12 protein-coding genes are annotated in these 12554 nt (G+C 56.9%); 2 read left to right on the top strand and 10 right to left on the bottom strand.

Annotation, left to right across the window (positions count from 1 at the left end):
- Positions 1-32 precede the first annotated feature (32 nt).
- The 3 genes from ACVBEG_RS16090 to ACVBEG_RS16100 form a co-directional block, all read right to left on the bottom strand.
- Complete coding sequence (locus tag ACVBEG_RS16090) at positions 33-773, bottom strand: S-methyl-5'-thioinosine phosphorylase (protein ID WP_322178582.1); 741 nt, start codon at positions 771-773, stop codon at positions 33-35.
- 11 nt (positions 774-784) lie between these two features.
- Positions 785-1783, bottom strand: a complete 999-nt coding sequence (nagZ, locus tag ACVBEG_RS16095) for a beta-N-acetylhexosaminidase (RefSeq protein ID WP_322183090.1) — start codon at positions 1781-1783, stop codon at positions 785-787.
- 212 nt (positions 1784-1995) lie between these two features.
- Positions 1996-2703, bottom strand: coding sequence for a TetR/AcrR family transcriptional regulator (locus ACVBEG_RS16100; RefSeq protein WP_219063179.1), 708 nt, complete (start codon positions 2701-2703; stop codon positions 1996-1998).
- A 264-nt stretch (positions 2704-2967) separates the two neighbouring features.
- On the opposite strand from ACVBEG_RS16100, the gene lexA reads away from it, so the two are divergent.
- Together lexA and sulA are read left to right on the top strand one after the other, a co-directional pair.
- On the top strand, positions 2968-3576 hold the full coding sequence (gene lexA, locus ACVBEG_RS16105; protein ID WP_219063180.1) for a transcriptional repressor LexA: 609 nt from the start codon (positions 2968-2970) through the stop codon (positions 3574-3576).
- A 10-nt stretch (positions 3577-3586) separates the two neighbouring features.
- Complete coding sequence (gene sulA, locus ACVBEG_RS16110) at positions 3587-4060, top strand: SOS-induced cell division inhibitor SulA (protein WP_322178581.1); 474 nt, start codon at positions 3587-3589, stop codon at positions 4058-4060.
- Between the two features lie 13 nt (positions 4061-4073).
- On the opposite strand, the gene ACVBEG_RS16115 is transcribed toward sulA, so the two are convergent.
- The 7 genes from ACVBEG_RS16115 to ACVBEG_RS16145 all read right to left on the bottom strand — a co-directional run bounded on the left by ACVBEG_RS16115 (position 4074) and on the right by ACVBEG_RS16145 (position 12523).
- Positions 4074-4307: a hypothetical protein gene (locus tag ACVBEG_RS16115; protein ID WP_322178580.1), complete on the bottom strand. Its 234-nt coding sequence runs from the start codon at positions 4305-4307 to the stop codon at positions 4074-4076.
- A 69-nt stretch (positions 4308-4376) separates the two neighbouring features.
- Positions 4377-4898, bottom strand: coding sequence for a DUF6586 family protein (locus ACVBEG_RS16120; RefSeq protein WP_322178579.1), 522 nt, complete (start codon positions 4896-4898; stop codon positions 4377-4379).
- Positions 4899-5038: 140 nt separating this feature from the next.
- Positions 5039-7651 (bottom strand): type I DNA topoisomerase, encoded by a 2613-nt coding sequence (gene topA / locus ACVBEG_RS16125; RefSeq protein WP_219063184.1) that lies wholly within the window; start codon positions 7649-7651, stop codon positions 5039-5041.
- Positions 7652-7764: 113 nt separating this feature from the next.
- On the bottom strand, positions 7765-8001 hold the full coding sequence (locus ACVBEG_RS16130; protein ID WP_219063249.1) for a DUF1653 domain-containing protein: 237 nt from the start codon (positions 7999-8001) through the stop codon (positions 7765-7767).
- A 103-nt stretch (positions 8002-8104) separates the two neighbouring features.
- Entirely contained in the window at positions 8105-9280 is a 1176-nt protein-coding gene (gene fadA, locus ACVBEG_RS16135; protein WP_219063185.1) for an acetyl-CoA C-acyltransferase FadA, read from the bottom strand.
- 24 nt (positions 9281-9304) lie between these two features.
- Positions 9305-11452 (bottom strand): fatty acid oxidation complex subunit alpha FadB, encoded by a 2148-nt coding sequence (fadB, locus tag ACVBEG_RS16140; RefSeq protein WP_322216998.1) that lies wholly within the window; start codon positions 11450-11452, stop codon positions 9305-9307.
- Positions 11453-12085: 633 nt separating this feature from the next.
- Complete coding sequence (locus ACVBEG_RS16145; RefSeq protein WP_322217001.1) at positions 12086-12523, bottom strand: hypothetical protein; 438 nt, start codon at positions 12521-12523, stop codon at positions 12086-12088.
- Positions 12524-12554: the final 31 nt, after the last annotated feature.

The raw sequence follows: 12554 nt of genomic DNA on the forward strand, positions 1-12554 counted from the left end.
GGGCTTGCCCATGTCCGTCCCCAGCGCAGCCTTCAGCCAGCAGCAAGCACCCGCGCCAAAGTTGCCTTCACCTTGCCCATTCCGTCATGCAGTGCCTGTTCAATTTCGGCCATGGTAATCACTGCCGACGACTTGCCTGCCGCAGGGTTGACCACCAGCGCCAGACAGGCGTAATCCAGTTCTATTTCGCGGGCCAGTGCCGCTTCAGGCATACCGGTCATACCGACGATATCGCAACCATCACGCTCCAGGCGGATGATCTCCGCCACGGTTTCAAGGCGCGGGCCCTGAGTACAGGCATACACGCCCTGGTCGCTGTAAGCACAGCCTTCAGCCGCCAGCGCTGCAATAAGTCGCGTGCGTAGCACTTCGCTGTAGGGGTAGCTGAAGTCGATGTGGGTCACCTGCTCCAGATCATCGGCAAAATAGGTGTGCTCGCGACCGCTGGTGTAGTCGATTAACTGATGCGGTACGCAGAAATGCCCAGTGCCCATCGCCGGATGAATCCCGCCCACAGCATTCACGGCCAGAATCGCCTCTGCCCCGGCCTGCTTCAATGCCCACAGATTAGCGCGGTAGTTGACCTGATGCGGCGGTAGGCGATGGGGGTGACCATGGCGCGCCAGAAACAGCACCTCGCGGCCTGCATATTCGCCAATCTGAATCTCGGCCGACGGCGCACCATAAGGCGTATTCATCGGCAGGGACTGACGGATATTCAAGCCCTCAAGTTGGGTCAGGCCAGTGCCGCCGATAATCGCGTAAACAGTCATTAATACATCCTTCAGTCGATCAGTTGGGCGGCACGCAGTGCATCAAGGGCCGCCAGCCAGCGTGGGTGCTGACGATATTCAGTAGTGGCGTACGCCTGGCCTCGCATCCTCGCAATGCGTGGCGACGGCTTAACCTTCAGCCGTTGCGCAGCACCGAGTGCCAGCTCGGCAGCAGCCCGATCATTGCAGACCAGGCCCATGTCACACCCGGCGCTCAAAGCAGCCTCGATACGACTTGCAGCATCACCGACCACATGTGCGCCGGCCATGGACAGATCATCGCTGAAAATCACCCCATCGAACTGCAACTCGCCGCGCAGGATATCTTGCAACCAACGCCGGGAGAAACCAGCAGGCTGGGCATCGACTTGCGGATAAATGACGTGGGCCGGCATCACGGCAGCCAGTTGCTTGCTCAGGCGAGCGAACGGCACAAGGTCCTTGGCGCGGATTTCATCCAGGCTGCGCTCGTCCGTTGGAATCGCGACATGGGAGTCGGCTTCAGCCCAGCCATGGCCAGGAAAATGTTTCCCGGTTGCCGCCATGCCCGCGGCGTTCATGCCACGAATAAAGGCGCCCGCCAGCAACGCCACACGTTCAGGATCACCGTCAAAAGCCCGGCTGCCGACCACGGCACTGCGCTGATAATCCAGATCGAGGACTGGCGCAAAACTCAAATCCAGCCCGACCGCCAACACTTCGGTGGCCATCAGCCATCCGCAATGCTCGGCCAGAGATTCGGCATTCAGGTTGTCGGCAATCGCCCGCATTGCGGGCAATCGGACGAATCCCTGACGCAGGCGCTGTACCCGCCCGCCCTCCTGATCGACCGCCAACAACAACTCAGGCCGTATCGCACGGACAGCGGCACTGAGTTCACGAACCTGGCGTGGATGCTCAATATTGCGCGCGAAAATAATCAGGCCACCAACTTCGGGCTGACGCAAAAACTGGCGATCCTCAGCGGTCAGCCAAGTACCGGCGACATCCACCATCAACGAGCCTTGCAGGCCAGAACTCATATGCAATTCCTTAACTCAACGCAGCCGACACCCGATCCGGGCGTGGCATCAAAGCGCAGTGAAGACAGCCAGACGCACACACCGCTGCCCATCGGCGAAGCCGGACACATACGGAGTGGCGTGGGAGACATGAATAAATCGAGGGTACGCATGGGCGGCTAGCTTAGCCGATGAAAGCTGCCGCGCCCACCCATCAACAGTCAAACCTTGGCGACGGCGACCGTACTTTTGCTACGTGGCTTGAGTTGTGCAGAAACCATGGCCGCGTCGGTCACGCCTGTTTCGGCGCGCATGCCGGCTGCCAGGAACGGCACCATCAGACGCATGACTTGTTCAATGGAGGTATTGACCCCGAAATCAGTCTCGGCGATCGCTCGCAACGCTTTGATCCCGGACATGCTGAACGCCGCAGCGCCGAGCATGAAATGCACGCGCCAGAACAGTTCGATCGGTGGAATATTCGGGGCGGCTTCATTGACCAGTAGCATGTAGCGGCGAAACACCTTGCCGTACATGTCTTCCAGGTAACGACGCAGGTGCCCTTGGCTCTGACTAAAGGCCAGGCCCAGCAAGCGCATAAAAATCGACAGGTCGTTACCGCTCCGCGGCTGCACCACCAACGCTTGTTCGACGAGGATTTCCAGCAGCTCTTCAAGTGTCGGCTTGTGTTCAGGCTTGGCCTGACGACGCTCCAGCTCTCGATCGAGACTGATACAGAACGGACCGAGGAAGCGCGAGAAAACCGCCTGAATCAGGGCCTTCTTCGAACCAAAGTGATAATTCACCGCGGCCAGGTTGACCGAGGCTTTGCTGGTGATCAACCGCAACGATGTTTCGGCAAAGCCTTTTTCCGCGAACAGCTGCTCAGCAGCATCAAGGATACGTTCAACTGTTTCCGACTGGGCCATGGTTTTTCTGCCTGACAAACACTCGTTTGAAACATACGTTTCAGCCGGGCTATTTGTCAAGTCTGCCCGTTCGTTTTCTGGCTGACCAGTCATGCATTTAATCATATAACCCGGGGCCTGTAGCCATTGCGTGATTTATTGCCTCGGATCACCTGCCAACACCCTTCTGCACACCGTCCAGCGGCCTGAGTAAAAAGGACGATTGCCAAGACGCAATCACTGTATATAATCCCAGTCACTGTATAAAAAGACAGAGCGATCATCATGATAAAACTGACGCCACGCCAAGCTGAGATTCTGGGTTTCATCAAACGCTGCCTTGAAGACAACGGCTACCCGCCGACCCGTGCGGAAATCGCTCAGGAACTGGGCTTCAAGTCGCCCAATGCGGCGGAAGAACACCTCAAGGCTCTGGCGCGCAAAGGCGCTATCGAAATGACGCCAGGCGCCTCGCGGGGTATTCGTATTCCAGGCTTCGAGGCCAAGTCCGAAGAGCGCAGCCTGCCAATCATCGGTCGCGTTGCCGCTGGCGCACCGATTCTGGCGCAGCAACATGTCGAAGAGTCCTGCAACATCAACCCGTCTTTCTTCCATCCGAGCGCAGACTATTTGTTGCGCGTACATGGCATGAGCATGAAAGACGTCGGCATCCTCGATGGCGACTTGATTGCCGTTCACACCTGCCGCGAAGCCCGCAACGGTCAAATCGTCGTGGCGCGAATTGGTGATGAAGTGACGGTTAAACGCTTCAAGCGTGAAGGCAGCAAGGTCTGGCTACTCGCCGAGAACCCGGATTTCGCCCCTATTGAAGTGAACCTCAAAGATCAGGAATTGGTGATCGAAGGCTTGAGTGTCGGCGTCATTCGCCGCTAAAGGAGACGTTATGCAGTTCCCCCAAACACCACAGCAAGCACAACTACCACTGTTCGAGGCATTCATGGCTCAGCCCATCGCCCCGCTCCTTAAAGAAGTGGTCGACACGCCCTGGAACACAGAGCCAGACGCTTTTAGTGAACTGTCATTGCGCGGCGCAGCCGGGAACTGTCTGAACCTTCTGGCGCCGATTTTGCGGGAGCTGAGTCAGGACCAGGATGCACGCTGGCTGACATTGATCGCGCCGCCTGCGAGCCTGACTCAGACCTGGCTGCGTGATGCGGGGCTTAATCGTGAACGGATTCTTCTACTGCAACCACGCGGCACACAAAGCGCGTTGCAATTGACCTGCGAAGCTCTGCGACTGGGTCGCAGCCACACGGTTGTCAGCTGGCTCAACCCGATTAATACCGGGGCGCGCCAACAGCTGGTCAGCGCTGCCAGAACGGGTGATGCACAAAGTTTGAATATTCGGCTGGGCTGAAATCAGCCCGTGATCAATGAAGAACGCGCGGGCCATCGTGCTTATCAAGGTCGCCTTCCGCAAGGCGCCCAGCCATCTGAACGCCGACGCTCAGCATGGCTTTAGCGATTTCTACGTGCTGACCTTGCAAAAAAGCTTTGGCATCAGCGGAGAAATCCAGGGTAACCAAGGAGCCCTCGTCCTCAGCACGGCGCAGTTCGATACGGCCGTCGGGCAACTCGACAATTTCTAAAAAGGACGTTGGCATAGGATCTGTTCTCCACGAAAGGCCAGCATTGTATCAGCCTGTCGACTCAGCCCCTAGCCCATCGATCAATCAGCACTCGCTCAGCCCTTCGCGAAAACGAATCGTCAAGCTCTTGAGCTGCTGACGCCAACTTTCCATTTCCTCGCGGCCCAACTCAGGCTCAGGCTCGTCATCCAGGCTGACAGCGATAATCATTGGCTGCGTAACGTCACCCTTGGCTTTCCTTGGCGCACGTGGCGGCAGGAACAGCGCGTTGTAGGCTGCTAGCAACTGCGCAAGCCAGGTTTCCCGGTTTTGTGCCAGCTCGATCAGCTCGGCCATTTCAGGGATCGCGATAGCGTCCAGCACGTCCTTGGTCAGCAGCAGCTCTGCGCGCGGCGCATTGGCTTGGGGCAAACGGTAAAATCCTGCGATTTCATGGCACAAACCGAGCAACGCGCCATACAGGTGAAACAGTACGGACTCACGCTCAGCCTGAACCAGCGCGATAGCGTTCATTGCCCGGCTTTCCTGAGCCTTGCCCAGCGCCTCAAGAGCAAGCCCTGCAAAATAGATCTTCTGGTTGGTACGGGTATAGAGTTCATGGGCCATGGTGGCATTCTCCATCACAAACAAAAAAGAACGGCTCGACTCAAAGCAAATCTGGCTCGCGCAACGCGCTTTGGGCGCACCGGGCGAGCCAGCATCAGACAATCGATGGGCGCCTGACAGGTGGCGTCAGGCGTAATAGATCAACGTTTGTCTTCGACCTTCCAGGCCTTGCCATCGTAGAACGCGCGCCAGCCTGTCGGCTTGCCTTCCACTTCGGTCTGCACATATTGCTCTTTGGTTTTGCGGCTGTAACGAATCACCGCAGGGTGCCCGTCGGGATCTTTCTTCGGTGCTTCGCAGAGGAAGTGGTACTTCGGATCGATTTCATCCTTGTGCGGCACGATCTCGATCACCAGCGGAGCGCGGGTCTCGCGGTTTTTCGGGAACTGACTGGCCGCCAGAAACAGGCCGGAAGCACCGTCACGCAGAATGTACGTGTCGGTGACCTTCTCGCATTTGAGTTCGGGCATTTTCACCGGGTCCATTTTCGGCCCGGCCGCTTCACCGCTTTTCAGCAGCTTGCGGGTGTTCTTGCAGTCAGGGTTGGTGCAACCGAAGAACTTGCCGAAACGACCCGTCTTGAGCTGCATCTCGGAACCACACTTGTCGCACTCCAGGCTCGGGCCTTCATAACCCTTGATCCGGTAGGTGCCCTCTTCGATCTCATAACCCACGCAATCGGGGTTATTGCCGCAGATGTGCAGCTTGTGCTTCTCGTCCAGCAAGTACGCATCCATGGCCGTACTGCAAATATGGCAACGGTGCTTGCCACGCAATACGCGCGACTCGGACTCACCCTCGTCATCCTCGGCAATTTCGTCGCCGGGTGTGAGGTTGACGGTCGCCTTGCAGCGCTCTTTAGGCGGCAGGCTGTACCCGGAGCAACCGAGAAACACTCCGGTCGACGCCGTACGAATCTGCATCGGGCGACCGCAGAGCTTGCAGGGGATGTCCGTCATCACCGGCTGGTTGGAACGCATGCCGCTGTCTGGCGCTTCGGCTACTTCGAGCTTCTTCTTGAAGTCACCGTAGAACTCGTCGAGCACGTTTTTCCAGTCGCGCTGACCTTGAGCGACGTCATCGAGGTTCTCTTCCATGCCGGCGGTGAAGCCGTAGTCCATCAGGTTCGAGAAGCTTTCAGACAAGCGCCCGGTAACGATATCGCCCATTTTTTCGGAGTAGAAACGGCGGTTATGCAACGCGACGTAACCACGATCCTGAATAGTCGAAATAATCGCGGCGTACGTCGATGGACGACCGATACCGCGTTTTTCCATTTCCTTGACCAGGCTCGCTTCAGAGTAGCGCGCAGGCGGCTTGGTGAAGTGCTGGCTTGGATCGAGCTTGTTCAGCTTCAGATTGTCGCCCTGAGCCATGTCCGGCAACACATCGTCGTCACCCGGCTTGGCCATCTGCGGCATGACACGGGTGTAACCGTCGAACTTGAGGATGCGGCCTTTGGCGCGCAGCTCAAAGGTGCCAGCAGCGACGCTGACGGTAGTCGACAGGTATTGCGCCGGTGGCATCTGGCACGCGACGAATTGACGCCAGATCAGCTCGTAGAGGCGCTCAGCGTCACGTTCCATACCCGTCAGCTTGCTCGGGTGGGTGTTGACATCGGACGGACGAATCGCTTCGTGCGCCTCTTGTGCGCCTTCTTTGCTGCTGTAGACGTTTGGCGATTCAGGCAGGTACTTCTTGCCGAACTCGGTTTCGATGTAGCTGCGCGCCATGGTGACCGCATCGACTGACAAGTTAGTCGAATCGGTACGCATGTACGTGATATAGCCCGCTTCATACAAACGCTGGGCCATCATCATGGTTTTTTTCACGCCAAAGCCCAGGCGGTTGCTCCCCGCCTGTTGCAGGGTCGACGTGATGAACGGCGCAGAAGGTTTGCTGCTGGTCGGCTTGTCTTCACGCTTGACGATGCTATAGCTGGACGCTTTAAGCTTCTCCAGCGCAGCCATGGCATGGGTTTCATTCAACGGCTTAAAAGCTTCGCCGTTTTCGCGAGCCACTTCAAAGCGTACGTTGGCGCCTTTGGTGGTGCCCAGATCAGCGTGGATTTCCCAATATTCTTCGGGATTGAACGCACGAATCTCGCGCTCACGCTCCACCACCAGCTTCACGGCAACCGATTGCACACGGCCTGCCGACAAGCCACGGGCGACTTTCTGCCAGAGCAGCGGCGACACCATGTAACCCACGACACGATCGAGGAAGCGACGTGCCTGCTGGGCATTGACCCGATTGATATCCAGCTCGCCCGGCTTGGAGAACGCTTCCTGAATCGCTTTCTTGGTGATTTCGTTAAACACCACGCGCTTGTAGCGGCTGTCGTCACCACCGATGGCTTCGCGCAGGTGCCAGGCAATGGCTTCCCCCTCGCGGTCCAAGTCGGTTGCGAGATAGATGATGTCAGCATCCTTGGCGAGCCGGCGCAGCTCCTCGACCACCTTCTCTTTACCAGGAAGGATTTCGTACTTGGCTTTCCAGCCATGATCAGGATCGACACCCATGCGCGAGACGAGCTGGCGCTTGGCTTTTTCCTTTGGCGTAAGCACAGGCGCATCACCAGCGGCAGCCTTGCCACGCTTGGCAGCGGGCTCTTTGCTGGCGCTAGCGGAACCGCTAGTGGGCAAGTCTCGGATATGGCCGATACTCGACTTCACCACGTATTGGTTACCCAAGTACTTGTTGATGGTCTTGGCCTTAGCCGGGGATTCCACAATGACCAGCGATTTGCCCATGGATCAGAAAATTCCTGAATTCTAGAAATGAAAGGCGGTTGGTGCCTGTCGAGGCCCGCTATATATAGTGGCAATCAGGTGAGGTCAAGCACAGGTTACTGCGCGATCTCAGCTCAAGGCCTTGAAAACAGACTGGGTTCAACCTGAACCAAAGCAAAGCGAGGCACCTGTTCACCGTCAACTTCGACGGATTCAAGGAACATGCTCAAAGGCCGCACCCACAGGCCGTAATCGCCATAGAGTGCTTGGTAGAACACCACTTCCTCTTCGGTTTCAGAGTGTCGGGCAACGCTGAATACACGGTACTCAGGGCCCTTGTAATGGCGATAGAGTCCTGGCTGTAACTGCATGCTGCTGCCCTCGTAAAAAATCCGAAATAAAAGATTTCAAAAACAATTTTTCAGAAAAACAAAAGCCGGGGCACAAGGCCCCGGCGTCCATCACTCGAACCGTTTAGACGCGTTCGAAGACGGTGGCAATGCCCTGACCGAGGCCGATGCACATGGTAGCAACCCCAAGGTTACCGCCATTTTGCTTCATGACGTTCAGCAACGTGCCGGAGATCCGCGCGCCAGAACACCCAAATGGATGACCCAGAGCGATCGCGCCGCCGTGCAGGTTAACCTTCTCGTTCATCTTGTCGAGAACTTTCAAATCTTTCAGCACTGGCAGGGCCTGTGCAGCGAAAGCTTCGTTGAGCTCGAAGAAGTCGATATCGGCAATGCTCAGACCGGCACGTTTCAACGCTTTTTGCGTTGCCGGTACTGGACCATAGCCCATGATCGCCGGATCAACACCTGCCACTGCCATCGAGCGGATAACCGCCATAGGCTGGATGCCAAGGTCTTGAGCGCGTTGTGCGGACATGACGATCATGCACGATGCACCGTCGGTGATTTGCGAGGAAGTCCCCGCCGTCACGGTACCGCCTTTCGGGTTGAACGCAGGCTTCAAGGCGGCCAGGCTTTCCAATGTCGTTTCTGGACGAATGGTCTCGTCGTAGTCGAACATTTTCAGGAAGCCGTTCTCGTCATACCCTTGCATCGGGATGATTTCGTCCTTGAACTTGCCTTCAATCGTGGCCTTGTGTGCCAGCTGATGCGAGCGCACACCGAAAGCGTCTTGCGCTTCGCGGGTGATGCCGTGCATTTTGCCGAGCATTTCTGCAGTCAGGCCCATCATGCCGGAAGCCTTGGCCGCGTGCAGTGACATATGCGGGTTCGGATCCACGCCATGCATCATGCTGACGTGGCCCATGTGCTCGACACCGCCGATCACGAACACATCACCGTTGCCGGTCATGATCGCTTGCGCAGCAGTGTGCAGAGCGCTCATGGACGAGCCACACAGGCGGCTGACTGTCTGTGCCGCCGAGGTGTGCGGGATCGGCGTCAGCAGCGACACCATGCGAGCGATGTTCCAGCCCTGCTCCAGGGTCTGGTTCACACACCCCCAGATTACGTCTTCGACTTCCGCAGGATCGACCTTGACGTTACGTTCCAGCAGCTTGGTGATCAGGTGCGCGGACATATCTTCAGCGCGGGTATTACGGTGCATGCCACCCTTGGAGCGGCCCATCGGAGTGCGACCGAAGTCAACAATCACGACATCTCTCGGATTCAAGCTCATAAATTCCTCTCAATCGTTGGGCGCTTAACCGAAGAAGCTCTGGCCATTCTTGGCCATCTCACGCAGCTTCGCGGTGGGTTGGTACAAGGCGCCCAGATAAGCGTACTTGTCAGCCAGCGCGACGAATTCAGCGACACCCACGGAGTCGATGTAACGCAGCGCACCGCCACGGAATGGAGGGAAACCGATGCCGTAAATCAAGCCCATATCAGCTTCGGCGGCCGTTTCAACAATGCCGTCTTCCAGGCAGCGTACGGTTTCCAGGCACAACGGAATCATCAACCAGTTGATGATGTCGTCGTCGGACACTTCGCGCTGCTCGTAGACAATCGGCTTGAGTACTTCAAGCACGGCGGCATCGGCGACTTTCTTCGGCTTGCCCTTCTTGTCCATTTCGTAGGCGTAGAAACCCTTGCCGTTCTTCTGACCCAGACGATTGGCTTCGTAAAGCACGTCTATAGCCGAACGACGATCATCCTTCATGCGATCAGGGAAACCTTCAGCCATGACATCGCGGCCGTGGTGGCCGGTGTCGATACCGACTACGTCCATCAGGTAGGCCGGGCCCATTGGCCAACCGAATTTTTCCATGACCTTGTCGATGCGAACGAAGTCCACACCGGCGCTGACCAATTTGGCAAAACCGCCGAAGTACGGGAACAGGACACGGTTGACCAGGAAGCCCGGGCAGTCATTGACCACGATCGGGTTCTTGCCGATTTTCTTGGCATAAGCCACAGCCGTCGCAACCGCGACTTCACTGGATTTCTCACCACGAATCACTTCGACCAGCGGCATCATGTGCACCGGGTTGAAGAAGTGCATACCGACGAAGTCTTCCGGACGCTTGAGGGCCTTGGCCAACAAACTGATGGAAATGGTCGAGGTGTTAGACGCCAGAATGGTGCCTTCCTTGACCTGAGCTTCGACTTCAGCCAGTACAGCTTGCTTGACCTTAGGGTTTTCGACCACGGCTTCGACGACGAAGTCGACGGTGCCGAAATCACCGTAGGACAGGGTCGGACGAATTGCGTTGAGGGCCACAGCCATCTTCGCCGAGGTCAGGCGACCTTTGTCGACACGGTTGCCCAGCAGCTTGGACGCTTCGTTCAGACCCAGTTGAATGGCGTCTTCGCGGATGTCCTTCATCAGGATCGGCGTGCCTTTTACCGCCGACTGATAGGCAATGCCGCCGCCCATGATGCCTGCACCGAGTACCGCCGCCTGCTTCACGTCTTTTGCGACTTCATCGTAGATCTTGGCTTTTTTCTTCAGTTCCTGATCATTCAGGAACAGACCGATCAGACTATGCGCAGCCGAGGTTTTGGCCATTTTGACGAAGCCGGCAGCTTCGATTTCCAGCGCTTTGTCCCGGCCAAAGTTGGCGGCTTTCTGGATGGTCTTGATCGCTTCGACCGGCGCCGGGTAGTTCGGGCCAGCCTGGCCTGCAACGAAGCCCTTGGCGGTTTCGAATGCCATCATCTGTTCGATGGCATTGAGCTTGAGCTTGTCCAGTTTCGGCTGACGCTTGACCTTGAAATCGAACTCGCCGGAAATGGCGCGTTTGATCAGATCCAGCGCGGCTTCACGCAGTTTTTCAGGGGCAACCACCGCATCGACAGCACCGACTTTCAGAGCATCTTCAGCACGGTTTTCTTTGCCTGACGCGATCCACTCTATAGCGTTGTCGGCACCGATGATGCGTGGCAGACGCACGGTGCCGCCGAAACCTGGGTAGAGGCCCAGTTTGACTTCAGGCAGACCGACCTTGGCGCTGCTGGACATCACGCGGAAATCCGCTGCCAGGCACATCTCGAAACCACCGCCCAGGGCGATGCCATTGATGGCCACGACGGTTGGAACGCTGAGGTCTTCAAAATCGCTGAAGATTTTGTTGGCTTCGAGGTTACCCGCCACCAGCTCTGCATCCGGCAACTTGAAGTTGTCGACGAACTCGGTGATGTCGGCGCCGACGATGAAGACGTCCTTGCCGCTGGTGACAATCACGCCCTTGATCGAACCATCTGCCTTGATGGTGTCAACGGCCTGACGCAGGTCGTTGAGGGTTAGACGGTTGAACTTGTTGACGGACTCACCCTTGAGATCGAAATTCAATTCGACGATGCCACTTTCAAGAGCCTTAACCGTGATGGCTTTACCTTCGTAAATCATCAACTGATCTCCACGATATGGAAGCTGAACAATACACGTCGGACACTGGAGGCCGGCGTGACTACGACGTTTCCGTCAATGCTAACGCCAAACCGCCAGACACACCCGCCGACGTGTTAGTCGGGATTCTGTAAGAGCCTTCTGACAATGCAAACGCTCAATTCATACGCCCGTTTGATTTGGGTAACACACCTTCACGGAAATCCTGGCAATTGTCAAATCAACAAAACACCAATAAAAGCGGCGAATTATGGGGGCACATGATCATTCATCAGCACCCATCACAGGTTTGATGCATGCTTAATGGGGAAGTATTCATGCCCGTTATGACGAACAGACTGACGCAAAGTGTCAGGCAAACCCTGCACGCTTGAGGTGACGGGCATCTTTTGCGAATAAAATGATGGAAGCGACAGCGACAAACGCTTCGGGAGCGACTACATTCAGCGCACCGAACGTTTCAGGCCAAACACGTCCGGCCGAAACATCGCGCAGCACAGTGCCTTCCCAGTCTCGTCACAGGGATCGCTACAGATTATCGGCCTGCCTGGCCACCCCCAGCCCGATGTTGTTGTCGGGCTTTTTATTGCCTGAATTTTGAGGTGTGGCTGATTACCAATACCGGCAGAATCATCAAGCCAGCGCCTTAAGCACGACGGAAATGCGTTGCAGTATTTCGGGTTCGCCGCGCTCGCCCCAGTACAAGGCGATCATCTGCTGACCCGCCTCGACCTTGAACACGTTGGCTGGAAGCGTACTGAACTGGGCCATCAGTTGCGCATCCTCGCAGGGCTCACGCCATTGGTTGAGCCAGACGCCCGGCGTGGTTTGCCAATAGACCCAGCACGCGGCCCGTTCGCTACGGCGCGGTCGGTGGTATTGCGCGCAGGGGCTTGGCGGCTCTTCTGGCAGCCAGTGCGGCCATTCTTGAGGGGCCAGCTGCATGCCAAGTCCAATACGCCGTGCCTCCATGCGCAGGGCCATCTTGCCGCTCTGGTGGCGCGAAGGTCGCAGCCACGCCAAAGGGCTCAGGACCAGCGCAAGGATTGACAACACTATCCAGACCGTCATATTTCTTATTCCCAGAAGTAATTATCAATTT

The sequence above is a fragment of the Pseudomonas sp. GG8 genome (assembly GCF_052976945.1).

Coding starts and splice junctions, on each gene's coding strand:
- ACVBEG_RS16090 (WP_322178582.1), bottom strand. CDS start 773: ATGACTGTTTACGCGATTATCGGCGGCACTGGCCTGACCCAACTTGAG.
- ACVBEG_RS16100 (WP_219063179.1), bottom strand. CDS start 2,703: ATGGCCCAGTCGGAAACAGTTGAACGTATCCTTGATGCTGCTGAGCAG.
- lexA (WP_219063180.1), top strand. CDS start 2,968: ATGATAAAACTGACGCCACGCCAAGCTGAGATTCTGGGTTTCATCAAA.
- sulA (WP_322178581.1), top strand. CDS start 3,587: ATGCAGTTCCCCCAAACACCACAGCAAGCACAACTACCACTGTTCGAG.
- ACVBEG_RS16115 (WP_322178580.1), bottom strand. CDS start 4,307: ATGCCAACGTCCTTTTTAGAAATTGTCGAGTTGCCCGACGGCCGTATC.
- ACVBEG_RS16120 (WP_322178579.1), bottom strand. CDS start 4,898: ATGGCCCATGAACTCTATACCCGTACCAACCAGAAGATCTATTTTGCA.
- topA (WP_219063184.1), bottom strand. CDS start 7,651: ATGGGCAAATCGCTGGTCATTGTGGAATCCCCGGCTAAGGCCAAGACC.
- ACVBEG_RS16130 (WP_219063249.1), bottom strand. CDS start 8,001: ATGCAGTTACAGCCAGGACTCTATCGCCATTACAAGGGCCCTGAGTAC.
- fadA (WP_219063185.1), bottom strand. CDS start 9,280: ATGAGCTTGAATCCGAGAGATGTCGTGATTGTTGACTTCGGTCGCACT.
- fadB (WP_322216998.1), bottom strand. CDS start 11,452: ATGATTTACGAAGGTAAAGCCATCACGGTTAAGGCTCTTGAAAGTGGC.
- ACVBEG_RS16145 (WP_322217001.1), bottom strand. CDS start 12,523: ATGACGGTCTGGATAGTGTTGTCAATCCTTGCGCTGGTCCTGAGCCCT.